Genomic DNA, 22,158 nt, shown 5'->3' on the forward strand with positions numbered 1-22,158 from the left:
GGGACACGGGGCCGGGAGCCGGGCCTCAGGCGGCCGCGGCCGCCCGCGCCCTGGCCCGGCGCACCTCGCGCAGGGCGCCGGACCAGGCGATCACCTGGTCGAGCATGCCGCCCACGGCGGTGTCGAGGCCCGGCTGGGGGACGAAGGCGCCGGTGTGGAACGAGGGGTGCGTGGAGATGGTCGGCTGGTTGCGGACCGTGGCCACCTGGAGTTCGGCGAGGACGAGCCGCAGCGCCTCGGCGGCCCGGGCCCCGGCGACCCAGCCGCCGTAGCTGATGATCCCGGCGGCCTTGTCGTTCCACTCCCGGTAGACGTAGTCCAGGGCGTTCTTCAGGGCCCCGGGGTAGGAGTGGTTGTACTCGGGGACGAGGAACACGTAGCCGTCGAAGCCGTCGACGAGGGCGCCCCAGGCGCGGGTGTGGTCGTGCTGGTACTGCTGGAAGTTCGGGTTTCCGGGCTCGTCGAGGTTGCCGAGGTCGTGGTCGGCGAGGTCGACGAGTTCGTAGTCGGCGCCGCCGTGGGCGCGGGCGGCCTCCAGGGCCCAGGCGGCGATCTGGTCGCCGCGGCGTCCGGGGCGGGTGCTTCCGAGGATGAGGGCGATGCGGAGCGGCATGGTCTTCCTTCCGTGGAGTTGATGTGTCAACTCTAGGTCGGGAAAAGTTGATGTGACAACTCCGCTGGTCGGGGTAGGCTTGGCGGCATGACGGAGACTCGATCGCTGGATCCGGGGGAGTGGGAGCTCTGGGACGCCTGGATGCGCGCGCAGCGCCTGCTCACCAGGGAGCTGGAGCGCGGCCTGCAGCGCGACTGCGACATCTCGAAGCCCGAGTTCAGCGTGCTGGTGACGTTGTGGCAGGCCGCCGGCCGCGAGCTGCGCGTCGGCGAGCTCGCCGAGTCGCTCGACTGGGACAAGAGCCGCGTCTCGCACCAGCTGACCCGGATGGAGAAGCGCGGCTTCGTCGAGCGCACCCGGTACGGGGCCGACGGCCGCCGCGCGGGGATCCGGCTGACCGCCGAGGGCCGCCGCGCCGCCGGGAACGCCGTCCTCGTGCACGGCGACAACATCCGCCGCCACTTCCTCGACCCGCTCACCCCCGAGCAGGCGTCGGTCATCCGGGCCTGGAGCGAGCAGGCGGTCGACCGCCTGGAACCGCACCGCAGTGCCGCCGCCGCCACGGACGCCGCGGACCCGCCCCCGACCGGTCCGGGCGCCCCCTAGGGCGGGTCGGTGGACGCCGGGTGATCGTGCTCAACGGCGGCTCCAGCAGCGGCAAGACCAGTCTCGCGCGGGCGCCCCGGGCGCTCCCGCCGGAGCCCGGGCCGCCGGGATCGCCGCCACCGCCCGGGCCGGCGCCCCCGTCATCGTCGACGACGTGTTCCTCGGCGGGCCTGGACGTGTTCCGGGCCGGCGCCCGCGCCGACCGCGCCACCGGCACGGCCGCCGACCAGGCCGAACGCGTCCACCGCGGCGTCCACCACGACCTGGAGGTCGACACCACCCGCGCCGTGGCGCGGTTCCCGATGCTCAGTCGAAGCGCCGGGTCGCGGTGATCCCGCCGTCCACCGGCAGCGTCACGCCCGTCACGTACGAGGCGCGGTCGCTGAGCAGCCAGGCCGCGGCCTCCGCGACCTCCTCCGCCCGGGCCGGGCGGCCCAGCGGCGTCGAGCGGGCCACCAGCTCGGTGAAGGGCTCGCCGAGCGCGAAGAAGTCCGCCGTGCCCGGGGTGCGCACCACGCCCGGCGCCACCGCGTTGACCCGGATGCCGAGCGGCGCGTAGTCCGCCACCGCCGCCCGGACCAGACCGGTCAGCCCGTGCTTCGCGGCCTGCTGCACCCCGTCCCCGAACCCGCCGACCAGCGCCCCCACCCCCGAGTTGACCACGATCGCCCCGCCCCGCCCGCCCGCCACCAGCGCGGCCAGCTGCGCCCGCAGGCACAGCCAGGTGCCGCGCAGGTTCAGCGCGTGGACGGCGTCCCACTCGTCCTCGGCGCGCTCGCCCAGCGGCACGGGCGGCAGGCCGTTGCCCGCGTTGTCGAACGCCGCGTCCAGCCGGCCGTACGCGTCCAGCGCGACGTCCACCACCCGGTCCGCGCCCGCCGCCGTGGTCAGGTCCACCGCCACGGCCACCGCCCGCGCCCCGGCCGCCCGCAACTCGGCGGCCAGCGCCTCCACCTCGTCCCCGCTCCGGGCCGCCAGCACCAGCGCCGCCCCCTCCCGCGCGAACAGCCGCGCGGCCGCCGCCCCGATGCCGCGTCCCGCGCCGGTGACGATCGTGACCTTGTCCTCCAGAAGTCCCATGCCCCCGAGGCTCGTTGCTGCCGCCCCGCCCCACCAGCGGCCACCTCGACCGGGGAGCGCGGGTCCGGGACCCGGCAGGTCCCGGACCCGGTAGCCGGGACCCGGCAGGTCCTGGCTGGGGCGGCGCGGGTGTGGGAGGGTGACGGGCATGCCCGAGACCCCGTTGGGGGCGTTCCTGCGCGCCCGTCGTGCCCGGCTGGTGCCGTCCGAGGCGGGTGTCGCCGCGAGCGGGCGGCGGCGCACGCCGGGGCTGCGGCGGGAGGAGGTCGCGGCCCGGGCCGGGATCTCGCCGGACTACTACGCCCGGCTGGAGCAGGGGCGCCAGCGGGTGCCCACCGGCCCGGTGCTGGACGGGATCGCGGACGCCCTGCACCTGGCCGACACCGAGCGGGCCTACCTGCACCGGCTGGCCGCCCACCGCCACCCCCGGACGCCCGCGGCCGGACCCCGGCGGGAGACGGTCTCCGCGAGCACCCTGGCACTGCTCGACACCCTGGACGCCGCACCAGCGTTCGTCACCGGCCCGACCTTCGACCTGCTGGCCTGGAACCGCCCCGCCGCGCTGCTGATGGCCGAGCCCGCCCGTCGGCCCCCGCACGAGCGGAACCTGCTCTGGCAGGTGTTCTGCTGCCCGCACGGCTCGCGCGGCGCCGACAACCACGCCCCGGACCGGTCGATCGGCGCCGACCTGGTCGCCTCGCTGCGGGCCCACCACGCCGACCGCCCCGCCGACCGGGCGCTCGCCGACCTGGTCGGCCGGTTCTCCGCCGCCAGCCCGGCCTTCGCCGCGCTCTGGTCGCAGCACCGGGCCGGCCCACCCGGCCCCGGCCGTCTGCACGTGCGCCACCCCGAACTGGACACCGAGGTGCTGGAGTACACCGTCCTCGCGCTCCCCGAACCCGGGCGGTACGTCTTCGCCTGCCTCGCCCCGCCCGGCAGCCGGGCCCGCGAGGTCTTCGCCGCCGCGGCGGCGGCCACCGGCGCCACCCGCTGACACCCCGGGCACCGGCCCGGGGCCCCTCTTCTCGGCGGCCGCCCCGCCCACGGTGCGAGCGGCGGTGTCACAGGCCGTCCAGGGCCCGGCACCAGGCCAGCAAGCGGTCGGGGGAGAGGCCGGGGACGAGGGCGGCCAGGTCGGCGATGCGCCGTTCCGGGGTGCCCGGGCCGGTCAGCACCCAGTCGACCGCGTCGAAGTCCGGGTCGCCCCAGGACGGGCGCGGGTCGATCGCCACCGGGCGGCCGCCCGGACCGGCCAGCACGTTGGACGGGTGCAGGTCGCCGTGGACCAGGGCGACCGGGCCGGTGGCGGCCAACTCCAGGGCGGCCGCCCGCCGCGCGGCCGAGACGGGCCGGCCCCGGCGCTCGGCCAGGTCGAACACGAAGCCGACCCGGTCGGCGAGCGGCCGCAGCGCCGAGCCTGCGCCCGGTGCGGCGGGGACGCGCAAGTCCCGTAGCAGGGCGGCGACTTCCGGCAGGTTCCAGCCGAGCCGCCGCAGCGTCGTACCGGGCCGGACGTCCGCCAGCAGCAGCGCCCCGGCGGAGAGGTCCGCCGCGAGCAGCGGGACGACCGAGGGCGTGGCGGCCCAGTGGTCCAGCGCCTCGGCCTCCTCGCGGGCGATCGCGGGTTCGGGGGTGAGCTTCAGCCAGACCGCCTCGTCGCCGCGCACGCAACGGAATACCCGGGACGTCCCACCGCCGCCCGCCGGGACGACCTCCAGCCCCCAGTGCCCGGCCAACCCGCCCACCAGGGACGGCAGTTCGTCGCACCAGTCAACCACCGAGGCCCCGAACCGGACGGCGAACCGCTCCCGGACCTCCGGCGGCACGCGCACCAGTTCTTCCACCGCGCCATCGTACGGGCGCGCACCGGAGGGTCAGTGCGCGCCCACCGAGGTGACCTTGACGACGGCGCGGCCCTCCTCGTCCGAGCCGTACAGGTCGACCTCGGCGGAGATGCCCCAGTCGTGGTCGCCGTTCGGGTCGTCGAAGATCTGCCGGACCCGCCACAGGCCCTCGTCCTCGACCTCCTCGATCAGCAGCATCTTCGGGCCGCGCGCGTTCGGGCCGGTGAACAGGTCGTCGTACTCCTCCCAGTACCCGTCCATCGCGTCGGCCCAGCGGTCGGCGTTCCAGCCGTCCTCGCCGTCGAGCTCGGCCAGTTCGTCGTAGTGCTCCAGCGCGCACAGCTCGACCCGGCGGAACAGTTCGTTGCGGACCAGCACCCGGAAGGCCCGGGCGTTGGCGGTGACCGGCGCGGGCTTGTCGTCCAGGCGGACTTCGCCGGCCTCCGGCTCGGTCGGGTTGGCCAGCGCCTCCCACTCGTCCAGCAGCGAGGAGTCGACCTGCCGGACGAGTTCGCCCAGCCAGGCGATGACGTCCTTCAGGTCGTCGGTCTTGATGTCGTCCGGGACGGTCTGCTCCAGCGCCTTGAACGCGCCCGCCAGGTAGCGCAGCACGATGCCCTCGGTGCGGGCCAGCTCGTAGAAGCCCACGTAGTCGGTGAAGGTCATCGCGCGCTCGTACAGGTCGCGCACCACGGACTTGGGCCGCAGCGGGTGGTCGCCGATCCACGGGTGCGCCCGGCGGTACACCTCGTAGGCGTGGCCGAGCTCCTCCTCCAGCGGCTTCGGGTAGCTGATCTCCTGGAGCCGGTTCATCCGCTCCTCGTACTCGATCCCGTCCCGCTTCATCTCCGCGACGGCCTCGCCGCGGGCCTTGTTCTCCTGCGAGGCGAGGATCTGCCGCGGGTCGTCGAGGGTCGCCTCGACCACCGAGACCACGTCCAGCGCGTACGAGGGGGACTCCGGGTCGAGCAGGTCGAAGGCGGCCAGCGCGAAGGTGGACAGCGGCTGGTTGAGCGCGAAGTTCTCCTGCAGGTCGAGGGTCAGCCGGGCGATCCGGCCCTCGGCGTCCGGCTCGTCGAACTGCTCGACCACGCCGCCCTCCCGCAGCGAGCGGTAGATGGCGAGCGCGGTGCGGATGTGGCGGCGCTGGGAGGCGCGGTCCTCGTGGTTGTCGGTGAGCAGCTTGCGCATCGCGTCGAAGGCGTTGCCCGGGCGGCCGATCACCGACAGCAGCATCGCGTGGCTGACCTTGAACCGGGAGACCAGCGGCTCCGGGTCGGCCCCGATCAGCCGCTCGAAGGTCTCCTCGGTCCAGGACACGAAGCCGTCCGGGGCCTTCTTGCGGACCACCTTCTTGCGCTTCTTCGGGTCGTCCCCGGCCTTGGCCAGCGCCCGGTCGTTCTCCACCACGTGCTCGGGGGCCTGCGCCACCACCTGGCCGACGGTGTCGAACCCGGCCCGGCCAGCGCGGCCGGCGATCTGGTGGAACTCGCGGGCCCGCAGGATCCGCACCCGCTGCCCGTCGTACTTGGACAGCGCGGTGAACAGCACCGTGCGGATCGGCACGTTGACGCCCACGCCGAGGGTGTCGGTGCCGCAGATCACCTTCAGCAGGCCGGCCTGCGCCAGGCGCTCCACCAGGCGGCGGTACTTGGGCAGCATGCCCGCGTGGTGCACGCCGATGCCGTGCCGCACATACCGGGACAGGTTGCGGCCGAACTTGGTGGTGAAGCGGAAGTTGCCGATCAGCGAGGCGATCGCGTCCTTCTCCTGCTTCGAGCACATGTTGATGCTCATCAGCGACTGCGCCCGCTCCACCGCCTCCTTCTGGGTGAAGTGCACGACGTACACCGGCGCCTGGCCGGTGTTCAGCAGCTCCTCCAGCGTGTCGTGCAGGTTGGTGCGCCGGTACTCGTAGAACAGCGGCACCGGACGGGTCACCGAACGCACCGCCGTGGTCGGGCGGCCGGTGCGCCGGGTCAGGTCCTCCTCGAAGCGGCGGACGTCGCCGAGGGTCGCCGACATCAGCAGGAACTGCACCTGCGGCAGCTCCAGGATCGGGATCTGCCAGGCCCAGCCGCGGTCCGGCTCGGCGTAGAAGTGGAACTCGTCCATCACGACCTGGCCGATGTCGGCGCGCGGGCCGTCGTGCAGGGCGATCTGGGCCAGCACCTCGGCGGTGCAGCAGATGATCGGCGCGGTCGGGTTCACCGAGGCGTCGCCGGTCATCATGCCGACCTGCTCGGTGCCGAAGATCTTGCACAGGTCGAAGAACTTCTCCGACACCAGCGCCTTGATCGGCGCGGTGTAGAACGTCCGCTTGCCCTCGGCCAGCGCGGCGAAGTGCGCGCCCGCCGCGACCAGGGACTTGCCGGAGCCGGTCGGCGTCGCCAGGATCACGTTGTTCCCGGAGACCAGCTCGATCAGCGCCTCCTCCTGGGCGGGGTAGAGGGTGATGCCGCGCTCCGACGCCCACTCGGCGAAGGTCTCGAACAGCGAGTCGGGCGTGGCGGGCTTCGGCATCAGGTCCAGGAGGGTCACCCCGCTATCTTGCCCGCACTCGATCACCGCGGGCAAAGCCCGCGCGCGCCAGCCGCGCTCCGCCCGAACGGGTGGTTGCCGAGGGCGCCCGGGATATCACGCTGCGTGACGGAGATGATGCGGATCGACCGCCCACGAACCCACGGGGCGGCGCGAAGCAACGGAAGGACACCCATGCGCAAGCGCATCCTCGGCCTCGGGCTGGCCGCCGCCGCCCTGGCGGCAGTGGCCGCCGGACCGGCCGCCGCCGCGGCCGACCCGAACGTCGAGACGGTCACCGCGGTCGGCTCCTCCGGCGGCGTGGTGGCCCGCTGCCCCCAGGGCTGGACGGCCAGCGACCCGCACATCGCCAACGGCGACGGCACCCCGCTGGCGCCCAACCAGCGCTGGCACTACGGCCCGATCGAGGGCGGCGAGGGCTTCGCGGGCTGGATCGCCCCGTACCTGGACTCCCCTCCGCCGCCGGACACGATCGCGCTCACCGTCACCTGCACCCGGTGCTGAGCCGCTGAGCCCCCTGGGCCGGCCTCACGGGCAGGTGACCACCTGGCCGGCCCAGGACAGGCCGCCGCCGAACGCGAACAGCAGCACCCGGGCGCCGGAGTGCAGCTCGCCGCGCTCCACCAGCTTCGCCAGCGCCAGCGGCACTGAGGCCGCCGAGGTGTTGCCGGAGTCCACCACGTCCCGGGCGATCACCGCGTCCTCGCGCAGCCCGAGCTTCTGCACCAGCGACTCGATGATCCGCAGGTTCGCCTGGTGGGTCACCACCCCGTCCAGCTCCGCCGGGCTCAACCCGGCCGCCCGGCACGCCTGTTCGGCCAGCGCGGGCAGCTCGGTGGTGGCCCAGCGGAACACCGCCTGGCCGTCCTGCTCGAACTGCGGGTGCCACTGGCCCAGCAGCCGCACCGCGCTCGCCCGGGACGGGTCCGAGCCCCAGACCACCGGGCCGACCGCGCTCTCCGGACCCTCGGTCGCCGACAGCACCGCCGCGCCCGCGCCGTCGCCCAGCAGGATGCAGCTGCGCCGGTCCGTCCAGTCGACCAGGTCCGACATCTTCTCCGCGCCGATCACCAGCGCGTGCTTCGCCCCGCCCGCCAGCAGCGAGTGGCTCGCCACCGACAGCGAGGTGCAGAAGCCCGCGCAGCCGTTGTTCAGGTCGAACGCCACGGCGGACGGGATGCCCAGCTGCCCCGCGACCTGCGCCGCGATCGACGGGCAGCGGTCCACCGCGCTGCAGGTGGCCACCGTGACCTGCCCGATGTCCGCCGGGTCCAGCCCGGACGCGGCCAGCGCCTTCGCGGCCGCCCCCACCGCCAGGTCGGTCACCGACTCGTCCGGCCCGGCGATCCGCCGGGTCACGATCCCGGTGCGCCGCCGGATCCACTCGTCATTGGTGTCCACCATCGTCGCCAACTCGTCGTTGGTGAGCACCCGGGCGGGCTGGTAGTGACCGAGCGCGGCGATCCGGACTCCGGGCATGGTGTTTCCCTCTTTCCACGGCGGCACCCGGCCGGTGCCGGGGCAACGGCCGGGAATATAGCAACCGACCGATCGGAAGCTAAACGCGGCCCGCAGGGCATCGAGGGCCGTCGAGCGCCGGCCCGGCTCCCCAGCGGGCGGGGGCCGGGCCGGGGGTCAGTTCTCCATTCCGAAGTAGTGGCCGAGGTACTCGGTGATTTCGGCCGCGTGGGGCAGGAGTTCGGGCAGCTGGGCGGTGAGGGCGTCGCGGGTGGCGGCGGCGAGATTGGCCGAGCTGGTGGCGGCGGGGCGGACGTACGGTTCGAGGCGCTTGATCAGTTCGTAGTTGCTGGCGATGTTCTCGGTGCGCATGGCCCGCTCCAGCGGCGGTGCGCCGGGCGGCGGGACGGGGGCGAGGACGCGGCTGATGTAGGTGACCCGGTGCAGGACGCGCCAGCACGGGGGTTTGGCGGAGCTCTGGCGGGTCTGGCGCAGCGCGGCCGCGTCGGGGGCGTTGCTGCCCTGCAGCCAGGTCGGGTCGACGACCTTGTGGTAGAAGTCGTCGAAGTTGGCGCTGCTCTCGCCGAGGTAGAAGGTGAGGAAGCGGTAGGCGTCGACCTTGCCCGGCACGAGGACGGGCTTGCCCGCGGCGTCGTACTTCGGTTTGCCGTTGGCGTCCCGGCGTCGCAGGTCGTTGGAGGGCGCGCACTGGACGTCGAGGCCGAAGCTGCGGGAGGCCTCCTTGCTCTTGGCCCGGGTGGTGCTGAAGCCGCCGCCGCGGGAGGCGTCGAGGTGGAAGGCCCAGCCGAGGCCGAGGGCGCCGAAGCTCAGGTCGAGGTTGCCGCCGTAGGAGTGGGTGAAGTTGTACGAGCCGGAGGTGGTCTCGCTGACGGCGTCGGTGGCCTCGGTGGTCTCGGCGAAGAAACCGCCCTGGGCGGTCCAGACGTAGGTGTTGACCAGGTCCCGGTGCGCGAAGCCGGTGGCGGCGGCGCTGCCGGTGGTGGAGCGGGCGCCCTCCTGCTGCTCGGCGGACATGCCCATCGAGCGCAGCACCGCCTTGGCCTGGGTCTCGGCCGGCTCGGTGCCCGAGTTGTGGCCGACGTCGGTCGAGATCGACTGGTAGAAGGCCTGCAGCCGCTGCTGGTCGCGGGTGATGCGGCGCTTGAGCGCGTAGGCGTCGCGCGGTTTGAAGTAGCTGTACTCGCCGTAGCCGGTGGCGGTGGGGTAGTCGGGGTCGGTGACCTTGCCGGAGGCGTCGAAGCCGACCCCGCCGTCCAGGGTGCCCTGCTTGGTGTAGCGGGGGTTGATCGGGAAGTGGACGATGTTCCAGTCCAGCGGGATGTCCGGGTTGGGCAGCATCCGGTAGGCGACCAGGGCGCCGGTGTGCGCCAGGCGCAGCGCGAAGACGTCGGCGGTCTGCGACTGCACCAGCGCCATGCCGGTGTTGGCGGGCACGTACCGGGGGCCGAGGTCGGAGTTCAGGACGTTGGCGGGGTCCTCGGTGTACCCGGTCAGCTCCAGCCTGGTCCTGCGGGCGGTGTTCTTGCCCTGGCTGACGGTGGTGTCCTCGCTCCAGGTGTTGGAGAATTCCAGGCCGGCCGTCGCGGCCATCTTGAGCTGGCCCTCGGCCAGCGGGCTGGCGGTGCCGAAGCCGAGGGGTGCGGCGACCGTCATGACGTCGGCGACGGTCTCCAGGCCGAAGGAGACGTTGAAGGCGGTGTTGGTGCTGCGGGTCTTGCTGGCCGAGAGGCTGTGCACCACCTGGTCGGCCTCGGTGAACTCCACCGAGGAGGCGGCGGGGAAGCCGTCGGGCTTGTCGGTGAGGTTCTCCGAGGGCACCGGCGGGGCGCCCTCGACGTAGCCCATCAGCTGCGGGTCGAACTGGGCCTGGCCGACCCACTCGGTGGTCAGGTCGCCGACCTTGTAGCCGGTGACCAGGTGCCAGCGGCCGTCGCGGACGAAGCCGTAGCAGCGCTTGAGCACGCCCAGCGTCTCGCCCTTGGCGTCGAACTGGAGGTCGGCGTACTCGGAGGCGGCGGGCGCGCCGGAGACGGTGTCGTGGAAGGGGGTGCGGACGTCGGCGAGCGCGGAGCGGACCTGGGCGGTGTCGGTGGACACCGGCGCGGTGGAGAGTAGGATCCGCGGCCGCTTCGTGGAGAAGGCCAGGTCGTTGCCGCGCAGGCCCTCGTCGCGCACCGAGGTGGTGGTGGCGGCGGTGGAGTCCCGGTCGAACGTCCAGTAGCCGAGCAGGTCCTGCTTGTCCCCGCGCAGGCGGGTGAACAGGTTGTCCAGGATCTGCTCCCTGGTGCGCACGGTGCGCCAGATCCGCACCTCCTCCAGCATGCCGGTCAGCAGGTCGGTGGGCTTGCCCCCCTCCAGCCGCGCGCCGAGGGTGAGTTGCGGGTCGCCGTGGGGAAGGAGGTCCGCCGGGAGCGGGGTCGTGGTGGCGAGCAGCGGCTCGCCGTTGCGGTACAGCCGCAGCGGGCTGGCGGCGGGGTCGACGTCGCGGGTCCAGCGGGCGCCGCGCAGCTTGGCGGGGAAGGAGCCGGAGACGTCCAGGGTGGTGTTGCCGGCGTTCTCGTTGAAGGGCCAGCGCGCCAGCAGCCCCTTCTCGCGGACGGCGACCGGCTGGCCGATCTGGTGGAGCGTCCGGGCGGAGCTCCACAGCCGGACCTCGCACAGGACGCCGTTCAGGCCCCGGCCGATCTCCAGGTCGCTGCTGTTGGACTGCGCGCCCGGGCCGCCGTAGACGTGGGCGCCGGCCAGGGTGCCGTCGAAGTAGAAGCGGATGTCCTGCTCGGGCTGGCCGGCGCCGGCCGGCTGGGTGCCGGTGGCGGCGGACACCTCGGCCTTGCGGCGCTGGCGCACCACGGCGATCCGCTGGAAGGCCCCGGCCTTGACGGCCCGGTCGGAGACGTACCGGACGGGTTTCCCGTCGGCCTCGGCGAAGGCGAACTCCACCCGGCCGTCGGCCAGGATGCCCAGCTGGTACGGGACGCCCTCCCGGCCGCCGTTGACGGCCGTGCCCTTGGTGACCAGCGCCATCGGCGCCCCCACCTTGTCGACCTGGACGAACGCCTCGATGGTGAGGTCCTCCAGGAGGTTCAGCGAGTCCTGCGAGGCCACCGACAGGCCCTCGCCGCCGTCCAGGCGCAGGGCCCAGGCCTGGGTGAAGGTCGCGGCGAGGTGCGCCCACTCGTTGCACGGGAAGCGGTCGGCCGAGCGCAGCACCCGGTCGCCGACCCGGGCGACCACCTGGTAGCCCTTGATCGGCGAGGCCGGGCTGCCCGACCCCTCGAAGGTCCAGCGGCCCAGCAAGCCGGGCTCCCGGTCGGAGATCCGCTGGTAGCGCTGGGCCGAGATCTCCTGCGGGGTGCGGACCCGGCCGAAGACGCGGACCTCGTCGATCTGGCCGTCGAGGTAGTCGCCGGAGAAGGGGAACTGCCCCAGCACCAGCGGGCCGTTGCCCGCGTAGGTGCCGGTGGAGGTCCGGCGGGCGACCTCGACGCCGTCCCGGTAGAGGATCTGCTCGCGGGTCGCGCTCCTGTACACCGCGGCCCAGTGGTGCCACTCCAGGTCCGGGTAGGTCTGGGTGGTCTTCAGGTCGTCGCCGTACAGCGAGAAGTAGAAGGTCTCGTCGGGGTGGATCCACAGGTGCAGGGTCTGGTCGACCCGGCCCTCGGGCGCGCCGTGGAACAGCAGCGGCTCGACGCGGCCGCGGGCCTGGTTGCGCTTGGCCCACAGTTCGATGGTGAAGTCGCGGTTGGACAGGTCGAGCGAGTTGGTCAGCACCTCCTTGCTCTGGCCGACGAACTGCCGCACCGGCAGCCCGACTTCGGCGAGTCCCAGCGAGTATCCCGACCCGTCCGTCCGGCCGTGCACGACCCGGCCCTGCCCGGCCTCGGGGTTGACCCAGGCCTCCAGGGTCAGGTCGCCGGCGGGGACGGCGTTCTTCTGCAGGGCTGCGGGCAGCGTCAGGTACTGGTCCTTGCCGTCGAACAGGAAGGCGCGGCCGGGCATCTCGGCCCGCCAGCGGCAGCCGCGGCCGCCGGTCACCGGTGTGGCCGTGCCGTTGGGCACGGAGGTGGCGCCGCCGGTGTTCACGGTGATCAGCCGGGAGCCGGCGGAGAGCAGGACCCCCACCCGGGTGGACTCGGCGCGGGCCCAGTCGTAGCCGACCACGGTGACCGTGTCGCCCGGCTTGACCGCCGTGCCCGGCCCGGTGAGGGTGAGCGTCTTGGCGCCGACCGGGACGTCTGCGGACGCGGCGTACCCGTTGGCGCCGATCTGCAGGTGGGCCTTGGCCGCGACCGCGACGGTGGTGGCCGCGGTGAACTCCACGGTGCTGCCGGTCACCTGGGCGACGGTGCCGACCGTGACCGGCTGGCCGGCCTGCCCGGCCAGGGCGGCGGCCAGCAGCTCGGCCTTGCGCGGCAGCGAGCGCCAGGTCTCGGTGTCGCCGCCGACGGTGATCGTCAGGTCGCAGCGGCCGGGGGCGTCGCCGTCGGAGACCTTGACGACGGCGCCCTCCAGCAGGACGCCCGGGTCGCGGGCGAGGAAGCCGAGCGTGCCGCCGTTGCCGGTCAGCCGCTGGGCGCCGCGGGTGACGGCGGTGTCGTAGTAGGCGGCGAAGAACTGCTCGTTGGCGCCGCGGAAGTACAGCACGACGTTGCCGGTGCCGCTGTCGAGCAGCGCGGGGCGGTCGGTGCCGCGGGCGAATTCGAGCAGGCCGCCGGAGAGGCTGAGCCCGGTGGTGTCCACGGAGATCAGCGGCATCGCCACGGTCAGGTCGTCGTCACCCTGCAGGGCGGTCGACAGGCGGGCCAGCTTCTCCTGGGCGTCCTTCAACTGCGCCTGCTTGCCGGTCAGGACGAGCTGGAGCTCGCTGACGCGCTGCGCGGCCGTCTTCGCCTCCTGGAGGCGCTCACGCACGGTGTTCATCTCGTTCTTGGCCTGCAGGTACGCCGTGTCCACCCCCGAGCGCAGCGAGACCTGCACCATCTTGATCAGGCCCGAGTCGCCGGTGAGGCACTCGTTCGCCTGGACCGGGGCGGGGACCGGGAACGAGGCGGGCAGGCCCAGCGCGAGCTTGCTGCCCCGGTTCACGATGCGGGTGTACTCGCCCTCGGCGAACAGCTGGAACTGGGCGAAGGGGTTGCCCGGTTCGCGGACGATCGTGTCCAGCAGGGTGTTCTGCGCCGACCCGTTCTTGTAGCTGTGCAGGTCGAGGTTGTTCACGTTGTTGCCGACCAGCCAGTAGAACGGCTTGCCGTTCTGGCTCTCGCCGGTGGCCTCCAGCCGCCAGGTCGAGCGGGAGGAGACGAGGGCGATGATGACCAGCGTGTTGATGGGGGCATTGAAGTACCGCAGCACCTGGCCGTCGTCGGACGTGCGCGGGGTCTTGACCTCCAGGGCGTAGTTCCAGGCGGTCGGCACGTCCTTCTCCGCGAAGTACTGCCGCTCCAGCCGGTCGAACCCCGGCAGCAGCCGGTCGTGCTCGCCCTGCCAGTAGCCGACCTGGCCGGCCGTGGCCGAGAGCCGGGTGATCTCCGCGGGCAGGGCGGCGACCTCCGGCTCCAGCTGCCGGATCAACTGCTGCAGGGCGCTGACCTGTTCGGAGTCCTGGCCCTTCACGGGCCGCCGGAGCACCGCCGGGTCCAGCACGTCGGGCACCTGGGCGAGCCGGCCGTCGCGGCCGACGGCGAAGTCCAGGCTCACCAGGGCCGGCTCCTGGCCGTACTTGGCGGCGAACGCCAGCAGCACCCGGGCCTGCCGCTTGGCGGGCTTGGGGTCGCTCCGGTAGCCGGCCGAGACGTTCTCCTGCTGGTGGTAGATCACGGCGGACATGCCGGACTCGACCGTGCGCCCCTTGAGGACGAAGCTGTCGCGGCGCACCCCGGGGTGGTCGCCGACCGGGGCCTCCGAGCCGGTCCACTTCGCGTCGCCCTTGAGCGTGCCGTGCAGGGCCCGGTCGCTCTGGTCGTAGGCGGTGGTCCCGGAGCCCTCGTCGAACCGGTAGTAGGCGGTCAGGCCCGGCTCGTTGCCGATCAGGCGGTGGTTCAGGTCGTCCACGAGCTCGGCGGCGGACCGCTCCCGGTTCCACACCCGCACCTCGTCGAGGTCGCCCGCGAAGAGGCCGGTGGTGGCGCCGGAGACCTGCTTGCCGATCAGGGTGTTCACGCCGGTGGCCGGCGTGAACGGCAGCGCCCCGCTGCCGGACAGCTTGCCGTTGACGTACAGTTTCGCGGTCGTCCCGTCGAAGGTGGCCGCGACGTGGGTGTAGACGTCCGTGGGGACGACGTCGACCGAGCCGACCGTCGTCGCGGCCCCCTCGTGGGCCAGGCGCAGCGCCCCGCCGGCGTCCAGACCGAGCCGGTACTCCCCGCCCCGGGAGATCACCGGGCGGTCGTACGCGGTGGGCTTGATCCAGGCCTCGATCGAGTACGCCTTGCCGCCGAAGCGCAGCGCCGCCGGGTCGCCCAGGTCGACGTGCGCGTCGTTGGCGCCGGTGAGGCCCAGTGCGGTCTCCGCGTGTCCCTCGGTGCTGGTCACCGGCACCAGGTCCTGGTTGGTGAACGGGCAGGTGCCCGGGCTGCGCTCGAACACCGCGTCCCGGTACAGCGGGTCCGGGCTGGTGTAGAACCGCGTGCCCTGGGTGTTGAACAGCCCCTGGTCGCCCTGCTCGACGCTGAAGCCGTCGATCCTGCCGGTGGCGTCGTTGTGGGCGAACAGCTGCCAGCGCCGCGCACCGCCGACCGCGGTGGGCACCAGCACCGCGGCGAACCGGCCGCGGGTCAGGTTGCGGACGAACGACAGTTCCTGGGTCGGCTCGTAGAACGGCCGGCCCTCCATGTCCTCGGTGCCCAGGGTGTCCTTGGCCGAGGCGGGACGGGTGGCGTGCCGACTGCGTTTGTAGCGCACCTCCAGCACCGGCTTGAGCTTGCCGTCGACCAGCAGGAAGCGGTCGCACAGCAGGGTGTCGCGGACCAGCGGCACCTTCTTCGTGCCGCTGAGCACGTAGTCGGTGCGGGAGGCGTCGGCGGAGCAGCCGCCGTCGGTCAGCTTGTGCACCGCGTCGGGGTGCGTCTCGCCGATCGACTGCCGCAGCACCACCACGTACGTGCCGTCCGACACCACGTGGAACGGGGCGTCCGCGGTCAACCGCGCGGTCGTGGACAGGAACGGGTCGATCTCGCTGTCCAACGGCCGCTCGTCGACCGCCGCCTCGGCGCCGCCCCGCTTGACCGTCGGCATCGCGGTTGCGCCGACCACGGCGAACCCCACCTCGGCCAGCTCCCGCGGCAGGACCAGCTCGGCCGGGTTGTCGCTCCAGTACGCCGCGTCCGCGTCCCCCTTGGACTGCTGGCCGGCCAGGTCCAGCACCGCGTACACGATCCGGCGGGACGCGTCCATCGCGAACGCGATCGTCGTGCCCTGGTGCCGGGCCATCGTCACGTGCCGGTACGACCGGTCACCGTAGATCTTGAGCAAGGATTCCTGAGCCGCCACTGTTCCCCTCCCACACGCACGGAACGCCGCACCCGTTCTCCCCCAGCCCGGGGCGGCGATGGACACGCCTCGCACCCCTCGCGGGGCGTCGGCCAGTCTGGCAGCGGCGGGCGGGCCGCGGGCAGGAAGCGAACAATGTTGCTCCGCTTATGACTTGATTGACCGTCAGGTGGCCGAACTTCGATGACGGGGTCGAGCGGGAAGCCGTCGCACCATCCGGCAGTGCGCCCCGGGGCCTCCTGCGCCCGGTACCGCGACCTGGTCGCCGCGCACAAGGGGAAGTAGGAGGCCCCGGGCGGGGTCAGGTGAACCGCCCCGTGTTGGATAGAGGCTGTGATGTGCCCCTGGTTCATCGGAATGTCTTCTGTCCTGCAAGACGACTCCTCCAAACCCAGGGCACATCAGCTACGCGGCCTGGTCCCTTTCAGACCTGCTGGCTGAGGCAGGCCGAACCGGGGAAGCCGTCGCCGTCCTCGAACAGCACCCTGCCTCCAACAGCCCCATGCCGGCCCAGCGCCTCATCGACCTCAGACGCATCAACGACGCTGTCCGAGTGCTCCAGAACCGGCCGAGCGCCGCCGCCCCCTGGGCCCGCACCTACTCGAACGGACCACCGCTCTGACGCTGGAGGCCGCGGGCAAACTTCGGTGAGACTCGTCAAACTAACGTGAGACGGGTCAGCCGTGCTCGTGCGCATGCCGATCCTCCGGCCGCTGACGTCGACGAAGGCGTCCATCGCCGTGCGGTAGCGGTCGCGGCGCGCCTGGAACTCGGTGTCCTCGACCGCGCCCCTGCGCCAGTACGAACTCAGTGCCTGGCCCGCGGTGTTCACCTCCTCGGAGGCGGCGACCAGGCCGGGGTCACCGGAGGGGACCCGGATGCGGGCGGTGGCCGCCAAGGTCCCCCAACTCTCCATGGCGGTGGTACCCCGACCCGGCCGCGCCGCCAGACCCGATCGGGCCCGCCCGCCGGCCCCGGGGTGATCGCGGTCAGAACGGGGGTTCCGGGGCGGGGCGGTCCGTCGCCGGCCAGGGGTCGTCCCGTTCCCGCCGCCGTGCCGCCCCCCGCTGCCGCCGGGCGGCGGCCGCGCGCTGCTCGGCGACGGTGGGGACGGCGGCGAGGGCCTCGGCCGGGCGGCCGAGGCGGAGCAGCAGGTCGGCCAGGTCGCGGCGGGCCGAGGGGTGGGTGGACGAGCGGAGCAGCGCGAGGGCCTCCTCCGGGCGGCCGTCCCGTTCCAGCAGTCCTGCCAGCGCGGTGTCCCACGCGCCGGGCTGCCGCCGGTTGAGGGCGGTGGCCTCCGCGATGCCCTCCGGGCAGCGGCCGGCCGCGCCCAGCAGCCGGAGCCGCAGGCGGCCGATCTGCTCCGGGTGCTCCGCGACGTACGCCCCGGTGAGGGTGCCCAGGAGTTCGAACGCCCGGTCGGGGCGGCCGTCGTCGACGAGCAGTTCCAGCGCCCAGGGGAGCAGGTTCCAGCAGTCGTCGTACGCGTAGGTGGGCCGGCCGGCCTCGACGGCCTCGTCGGTCCTTCCCCGGCGGACGAGCAGGTGCATCAGCGCCGTGCGGTCCTTCGGGTGGTCGTGGGCCTCGACCTCCGCGCGCAGCAGGGCCTCCGCCTCGTCCGCCCGCCCCGCGTCCTCCAGCGCCCTCGCGTACACCTCGAAGGCCGGGTAGGGGTCCGCGGCGGCGAGGGCGCCCAACTCCTCGACCAGGCCCTGCCGGGCGAGCAGGCGCGCGTAGTGCTCCGGGAAGCCGACGGGGTGGCGCCGGCCCGAGGCCGTCTCGGCGCGCAGCAGCTCGACGGCCCGGTCCGCCCGCCCGGCCCGCTCCAGGACCCGGGAGATCAGGAGCAGCACGTCCCAGCGGTCGCCCCGGGGGGCCGCCCCGCCCGCCCGGCCGCACCGCTCGCAGACCGCGCCCGCCCCGTCCGCCGGGCCCGCCGGGTGTTCCTCCGGGTGCTCCGCCGCCCGGGTGAGCGCGTCCAGCACCAGGTCGTCGCACCCCCGGCCCTCGGTCAGCTCCACCAGGTGGGACCGGAACCGGCGCTCCCCGAGGTGGGGGGCCAGCAGCTCGACGGCCTCCTCGGTCCGCCCGGCCTGCGCCAGCAGCTCGGCGTAGCGGGCGCAGACCCGGCCGTCGCCCAGCTCGGCCGCGTCCGGGCGGACCATCGCGAGCGCCTCGTCCGCCTCGCCCCGGCTGATCATGACCTCGGCGGTGACCCACTCGGCGGCCCGCCAGCCGATCTCGGTGAACGGGTCCAGCAGCGCCAGCGCCCGGTCGAACTCCCCGGCCGCGGCCAGCGCCCGGGCCGCCGCCTCCGCGCAGTTCCAGTCCCCGCGCTCCCGCGCCGCCCGGACCAGCAGCTCCGACTGTCCCAGGTCGAGGAGGGCCCGCACCATCCGCGGGGGGACGCCGGCGTGGTGGCGGACCTGCCAGCAGAGATCGTCGATGTTCACGCGGGCACCCTACGGACCGCCGCCGACAGTCCCCGTCCGACCGGAAGCCGACCGGAGGCCGAACGGAAGCCGGCCGGGTGTCGGGGGCGGAACGGGTTCTGGTACGTTCCGTCCAGCGTATTTGAACGCGTTCAACACGGGGGTGGGCGGAGTGTCGTACGCCGGGGGAGCGGGGCCGGTGCCCGGGTCGGCCCGGGTGCTGGCCGGGCTGGCGGTGCTGTGCAGTGCGCCCGCGATGGGTTGGGGGGTCCTCACGCTCGGCACGGCGGGCGGCATCGGCTTCCTGGTGCTGGCCGGCGTGCTGCTGCTCGCGGTGCCGCTGTCCTGCCGGGACGCGCGGTCCTTCCGGACGCTCTGCCCGGCCATCGGCTGGTCCCTGTTCGTGCTCTCGCTGTGGTGCTCCCTGCTCGGGACGTTCACGCTGACCCCGGCCACCCTCGTCCTGGTCGCCGCCGGCCGCCAGGCCCGCCCCCGGCGCCGCGCCGACCGGCCGCACCGCGTCCCGCTCCCGTTCGGCGTCCTGCTGACCACCGCGACCTGCTGCCTCACGGGCTGGCTCCTCGTCCAGGGACTGCGGGACGCCGAGCCCGCCCCGCAGCGGCCCGACGGGTTCGCCGCCACCCTCCGCGAGGACAGCCCGCTGCTGGGCCCCGGGCCGCGGCCCCCGGCGCTGCGGTACGACGGCTCGGGCCTCGGGCACGGCGCCACGACGGTCGTCCTCAAGGACCGCCGCGACCGCCCCGGCCGGGTGCTCACCGTCCGCCACCTCGAAGGCACCCCCGACGAGACCCGGGCCCTGCAGGAGCTGATCGCCGCCCTGCCCGGCGTCCAGGACGTCGAGCCCTGCCACTGGAACCGTGACTGCTGAGGCCCTTGCCACCGGGCCGCCGGGGCTGCCAGGCTCCGGGGCGTGCAGACGATCGACACCGGCACCCCCCCCGGTGACCGCCCCCGACGACCCGCCGCTGCCGCCGTACGAGCCCGCACTGCGGCGGAACGGCGCCCGCGCCGCCGCCGGCCGGACGGGGGAGCGGGCGGTGGGTGACGGGCCCGGGCCGGTCGGGGAGTCGACCCGGCTGGTTCCGACCCGCGAGGAGGACCTCGACCTGTTGGCCGGCTGGTTCGCCGATCCCGGGTTCGTCGAGCACTGGGGCGGGACGCCGCTGCCGCGCGCGGAGGTCGCCGCGAAGTACCTGGGGCGGCGCCGTCCGGAGGTGGAGTCCTTCCTGGTGCTCGCCGGGGGAGCACCGGTGGGCTACGCCCAGTACCGGCGGGCCGGGCCGGACGGTGGCGGCATCGACCTGGTGCTGGTCCCGGCCGCCCGGGGCCGGGGCCTGGGGCCGGACGCCGCCCGGGCGCTGCTCGCCCACCTGTGCGGGGAGTTGGGGTGGCGGCGGGTGACGGTCGATCCGGCGGCGGCGAACGTCCGGGCCGTGCGGGCCTGGGAGAAGGCCGGGTTCCGGCGGGTCGCGGGCGGGGACGGGGACGGACACGGGGACCTGCTGATGGAGTACCGCCCCGGGCGGTGACCCGCCGCGGCCCGGGACGGGACGGGGGCGGGCGCGGTCCGCCGCGGTCCGGCGGTGCACGCCGTAGGATTTCGGGCCGGGGCGCGGATCGGAGCGTCCGGACCGGGCGGAGTTACGGAGGAGGGCGATGAGTCCGCGCAGCACCGTGGTCGAGGCCCGTCGGACCCGGGCCCGAATCATCGACCGGAGCGTCGCGCTCGCCTCGGTGGACGGGCTGGAAGGGCTGACCATCGGACGGCTGGCCGGTGACCTCGGGCTGTCCAAGGCGGGCGTGCTCGGCCACTTCGGCACCAAGGAAGCCCTCCAACTGGCCACCCTGGAACGGGCCTCCGCCCTCTTCACCGCCCTGGTCTGGGACCCGGCCTCGGCCGCCCAACCCGGCCTGCGCCGCCTGCGCGCCGTCTGCCAGAACTGGATCGACTACCTCGACCACGCCCGCGAGGTCTTCCCCGGCGGCTGCCTGTTCACCACCGCCTCGATCGAGTTCGACGCCCACGACGGCCCGGTCCGCCGCACCGTCGCCCGGCTGCTGATGGTCTGGCGCCGCCGACTGGCCGGCGAGGTCCGGCTCGCCGTCGAGGCCGGCGAACTGCCCGCCGACACCGACCCCGAACAGGTCGTCCACGAGCTCACCGGCATCTACCTGGCCCTCAACCAGGCCCTGCAGCTCCTGCGCGACCCGTTCGCCGCCACCCGCACCCGCCGCGCCCTCGACCGCCTGCTGCCCGTCCTGGCCGACTGAGCCGCCGACCCGGGCGGCCGGGCGGCCGGGCGGGGTACGTCCCCGGGCGGGCGGGTCAGAGGTTCCCGCCGCTGTAGTAGCCGCCGAGCCGGTCGCGGTAGGCCGGGTCGTCGCCGTGGTGGCCGCCGTCGCGGGCGGGCGAGTTCTTCACCTCGTCCCTGGTGCGGTCCAGGAACACGGTCCTCCCGTCGTGGTCGACCCGGGTGACGGTGCCGGCCGGGAGCAGCACCTCGTGGCCGAAGATCCACGGGCCGGTGTCGACCACGAGGTAGCCCGCGCCGACGTCCTCGGTGTGCGCGTCGACCCGGCCGACGTGCCCGTCGGTCGCCTCGACCCGGTACCCGGTCAGGTCCGATCCCGCGAGGTAGCCCTCGGCACCTTCGTAGTCCCACAGTCCGCCGGTCACAACCGCCTCCTCCGTTCGTCCGCGTCGATCCCCTCCCGGGACCCGGCTGCCCCGGCGGCGCCCGGTCATGCCCGCGCGGGCGGGACGGGCCGCGCGGGCCGGACGGGCCGGACGGGGCCGTGGCGTACGGGCCCGGCGCCGTGCCGACGGGCTAGGGTCGGCGGATGGACGCACCCCCCGAACAGGAGCAGGAGCAGCCGCCCCCGCAGGGGTCGGACCGCCGCCGCCCCCGCCGTTGGCGGGAGGTCTCCCCCACCCGCCGCGGCCTGGTGCTGGCCTGGTGGGGGTTCACCCTCACCTTCGGCTTCCTGCGGCTGCTGACCTGGCTGATCCACGTCGACGCCGCCGGCGTGGGGAACGTCTCGGCGGGCGGCGTCCACCTCCACCACTACGTGTGGGGCATCCTCGTCCTGATGATCGTCGGCGCGCTCGGCCTGGTCGAACGCTCGCCGCGCTGGCGCACCTGGATGGGCCTGGCCTACGGCATCGGCACCGCACTGGTCATTGACGAGACCGCCAACCTGATCAACCTGAGCGACGTCTACTGGGAACACGCCGGCGGGACCAGCATCGCCGCCGCGCTGATCATCATCGGTGTCGTCGGCGGCGCCCTGGCCTTCACCCACCGGGACGGCCCCGGGCCCGGGACGGACGGGTCCGACCCGGAGGAGCACTGACGGCCGCCGCCCCGCGTCCCCGCCCGCGCCGGGCGGAACGGCTAAGGGCTGTCCCGTAATTGATCTCCGATGGACCGCGGCAAGGTGATCCGTCCTGGGTGGGCGTCGCCTACGCGGCCTGGATGAGGTTGTGTAGGCGGGCGATGCCGAGCATGGCGTGGTGGACGCCGTCGCCTTTGAGACGGCAGTCGCGGAGGATCTTCCACGTCTTCATCCGGGCGAAGACGTGCTCGACGCGGGCACGGACCTGCTTGTGCTTCCGGTTGTGCTCGGCCTGCCACTCGGTGAGCTCGCCCCCGCGTGGCCTGCGGTGCGGGATCACGAGGCCGGTGCCCGGGTAGCTGCCGTCGGCGATGGTCGTCGTCCTGCCGATGGCGGCCTTCGCCCCGGACTCCTCCCATGCCCTGCAGTCGTTCCGGTTGCCTGGCAGGGGCTTGCCGACCGCGACGACGAGCCGGGTGTGGGCGTCCACGACGACCTGGTGGTTGGTGGAGTACCGGTAGTTCTTCGACTGCGTGGCGATCGTGTGGTCACGGGTGGGGACCAGAGTGCCGTCGACGATCAGCACGGTGCCCTTGCGGAAACGGCGACGGGGTTTGAGCGCTAGGCCGTGTCTCATAATTGATCTTGTGGTGGGTCGTGGAGAGATAACGGATGCTGCGTGGGCTCGGATTGAGCCGTTGCTGCCGCAGCGGGACGG

The 22,158-nt window shown here is 73.9% G+C and carries 17 protein-coding genes and 1 pseudogene; 8 read left to right on the forward strand and 10 right to left on the reverse strand.

What is annotated here, in order from left to right:
- Positions 1-25 precede the first annotated feature (25 nt).
- Positions 26-613, reverse strand: a complete 588-nt coding sequence (locus ABD345_RS07730) for an NADPH-dependent FMN reductase (RefSeq protein ID WP_344551119.1) — start codon at positions 611-613, stop codon at positions 26-28.
- An 87-nt stretch (positions 614-700) separates the two neighbouring features.
- Here ABD345_RS07730 and ABD345_RS07735 point away from each other — a divergent pair, with 87 nt between their 5' ends.
- Positions 701-1,219, forward strand: coding sequence for a MarR family winged helix-turn-helix transcriptional regulator (locus ABD345_RS07735; RefSeq protein ID WP_344551120.1), 519 nt, complete (start codon positions 701-703; stop codon positions 1,217-1,219).
- A gap of 20 nt (positions 1,220-1,239) precedes the next feature.
- Positions 1,240-1,551 (forward strand): phosphotransferase-like protein, encoded by a 312-nt coding sequence (locus ABD345_RS07740; protein ID WP_344551121.1) that lies wholly within the window; start codon positions 1,240-1,242, stop codon positions 1,549-1,551.
- Here the strand turns inward: ABD345_RS07740 and ABD345_RS07745 are convergent.
- The gene (locus ABD345_RS07745; protein ID WP_344551123.1) at positions 1,526-2,299 is read right to left on the reverse strand and encodes an SDR family oxidoreductase; all 774 of its coding nucleotides are present in this window, start codon (positions 2,297-2,299) and stop codon (positions 1,526-1,528) included. The genes ABD345_RS07740 and ABD345_RS07745 overlap by 26 nt on opposite strands.
- A 148-nt stretch (positions 2,300-2,447) precedes the next feature.
- On the opposite strand from ABD345_RS07745, the gene ABD345_RS07750 reads away from it, so the two are divergent.
- Positions 2,448-3,293, forward strand: coding sequence for a helix-turn-helix transcriptional regulator (locus ABD345_RS07750; RefSeq protein WP_344551125.1), 846 nt, complete (start codon positions 2,448-2,450; stop codon positions 3,291-3,293).
- A 67-nt stretch (positions 3,294-3,360) separates the two neighbouring features.
- On the opposite strand, the gene ABD345_RS07755 is transcribed toward ABD345_RS07750, so the two are convergent.
- On the reverse strand, positions 3,361-4,143 hold the full coding sequence (locus ABD345_RS07755; protein ID WP_344551127.1) for an aminoglycoside phosphotransferase family protein: 783 nt from the start codon (positions 4,141-4,143) through the stop codon (positions 3,361-3,363).
- Between the two features lie 30 nt (positions 4,144-4,173).
- Positions 4,174-6,666, reverse strand: coding sequence for a DEAD/DEAH box helicase (locus ABD345_RS07760; protein WP_380276597.1), 2,493 nt, complete (start codon positions 6,664-6,666; stop codon positions 4,174-4,176).
- 192 nt (positions 6,667-6,858) lie between these two features.
- Here ABD345_RS07760 and ABD345_RS07765 point away from each other — a divergent pair, with 192 nt between their 5' ends.
- The gene (locus ABD345_RS07765; RefSeq protein ID WP_344551129.1) at positions 6,859-7,188 is read left to right on the forward strand and encodes a hypothetical protein; all 330 of its coding nucleotides are present in this window, start codon (positions 6,859-6,861) and stop codon (positions 7,186-7,188) included.
- A gap of 24 nt (positions 7,189-7,212) precedes the next feature.
- Here ABD345_RS07765 and ABD345_RS07770 read toward each other — a convergent pair whose 3' ends face one another.
- The 4 genes from ABD345_RS07770 to ABD345_RS07785 form a co-directional block, all read right to left on the reverse strand.
- Positions 7,213-8,163, reverse strand: coding sequence for a beta-ketoacyl-ACP synthase III (locus ABD345_RS07770; protein WP_344551131.1), 951 nt, complete (start codon positions 8,161-8,163; stop codon positions 7,213-7,215).
- Between the two features lie 156 nt (positions 8,164-8,319).
- Positions 8,320-15,633 (reverse strand): LamG domain-containing protein, encoded by a 7,314-nt coding sequence (locus tag ABD345_RS07775; RefSeq protein ID WP_344551132.1) that lies wholly within the window; start codon positions 15,631-15,633, stop codon positions 8,320-8,322.
- Positions 15,634-16,075: 442 nt separating this feature from the next.
- Positions 16,076-16,549, reverse strand: coding sequence for a hypothetical protein (locus ABD345_RS07780; RefSeq protein ID WP_344551133.1), 474 nt, complete (start codon positions 16,547-16,549; stop codon positions 16,076-16,078).
- A 91-nt stretch (positions 16,550-16,640) separates the two neighbouring features.
- Complete coding sequence (locus ABD345_RS07785; protein WP_344551134.1) at positions 16,641-18,104, reverse strand: tetratricopeptide repeat protein; 1,464 nt, start codon at positions 18,102-18,104, stop codon at positions 16,641-16,643.
- Between the two features lie 178 nt (positions 18,105-18,282).
- Here ABD345_RS07785 and ABD345_RS07790 point away from each other — a divergent pair, with 178 nt between their 5' ends.
- The 3 genes from ABD345_RS07790 (at position 18,283) to ABD345_RS07800 (ending at position 20,375) form a co-directional block, all read left to right on the forward strand.
- Positions 18,283-18,972, forward strand: coding sequence for a hypothetical protein (locus tag ABD345_RS07790; RefSeq protein ID WP_344551135.1), 690 nt, complete (start codon positions 18,283-18,285; stop codon positions 18,970-18,972).
- A gap of 169 nt (positions 18,973-19,141) precedes the next feature.
- On the forward strand, positions 19,142-19,633 hold the full coding sequence (locus ABD345_RS07795; RefSeq protein ID WP_344551145.1) for a GNAT family N-acetyltransferase: 492 nt from the start codon (positions 19,142-19,144) through the stop codon (positions 19,631-19,633).
- A gap of 127 nt (positions 19,634-19,760) precedes the next feature.
- The gene (locus tag ABD345_RS07800) at positions 19,761-20,375 is read left to right on the forward strand and encodes a TetR/AcrR family transcriptional regulator (protein ID WP_344551136.1); all 615 of its coding nucleotides are present in this window, start codon (positions 19,761-19,763) and stop codon (positions 20,373-20,375) included.
- 55 nt (positions 20,376-20,430) lie between these two features.
- Here ABD345_RS07800 and ABD345_RS07805 read toward each other — a convergent pair whose 3' ends face one another.
- The gene (locus ABD345_RS07805; RefSeq protein ID WP_344551138.1) at positions 20,431-20,781 is read right to left on the reverse strand and encodes a PRC-barrel domain containing protein; all 351 of its coding nucleotides are present in this window, start codon (positions 20,779-20,781) and stop codon (positions 20,431-20,433) included.
- A 164-nt stretch (positions 20,782-20,945) separates the two neighbouring features.
- On the opposite strand from ABD345_RS07805, the gene ABD345_RS07810 reads away from it, so the two are divergent.
- Positions 20,946-21,458 (forward strand): hypothetical protein, encoded by a 513-nt coding sequence (locus tag ABD345_RS07810; protein WP_344551139.1) that lies wholly within the window; start codon positions 20,946-20,948, stop codon positions 21,456-21,458.
- Between the two features lie 109 nt (positions 21,459-21,567).
- Here the strand turns inward: ABD345_RS07810 and ABD345_RS07815 are convergent.
- Positions 21,568-22,065: pseudogene (locus tag ABD345_RS07815) on the reverse strand (transposase); the annotation flags it as partial.
- Positions 22,066-22,158: the final 93 nt, after the last annotated feature.

Origin of the sequence: Kitasatospora saccharophila, assembly GCF_039529925.1 — a bacterium.
Classification (GTDB): Bacteria; Actinomycetota; Actinomycetes; order Streptomycetales; family Streptomycetaceae; genus Kitasatospora; species Kitasatospora saccharophila.

Coding starts and splice junctions, on each gene's coding strand:
- ABD345_RS07810 (WP_344551139.1), top strand. CDS start 20,946: ATGGACGCACCCCCCGAACAGGAGCAGGAGCAGCCGCCCCCGCAGGGG.
- ABD345_RS07730 (WP_344551119.1), bottom strand. CDS start 613: ATGCCGCTCCGCATCGCCCTCATCCTCGGAAGCACCCGCCCCGGACGC.
- ABD345_RS07750 (WP_344551125.1), top strand. CDS start 2,448: ATGCCCGAGACCCCGTTGGGGGCGTTCCTGCGCGCCCGTCGTGCCCGG.
- ABD345_RS07770 (WP_344551131.1), bottom strand. CDS start 8,163: ATGCCCGGAGTCCGGATCGCCGCGCTCGGTCACTACCAGCCCGCCCGG.
- ABD345_RS07800 (WP_344551136.1), top strand. CDS start 19,761: ATGAGTCCGCGCAGCACCGTGGTCGAGGCCCGTCGGACCCGGGCCCGA.
- ABD345_RS07760 (WP_380276597.1), bottom strand. CDS start 6,666: ATGCCGAAGCCCGCCACGCCCGACTCGCTGTTCGAGACCTTCGCCGAG.
- ABD345_RS07765 (WP_344551129.1), top strand. CDS start 6,859: ATGCGCAAGCGCATCCTCGGCCTCGGGCTGGCCGCCGCCGCCCTGGCG.
- ABD345_RS07735 (WP_344551120.1), top strand. CDS start 701: ATGACGGAGACTCGATCGCTGGATCCGGGGGAGTGGGAGCTCTGGGAC.
- ABD345_RS07745 (WP_344551123.1), bottom strand. CDS start 2,299: ATGGGACTTCTGGAGGACAAGGTCACGATCGTCACCGGCGCGGGACGC.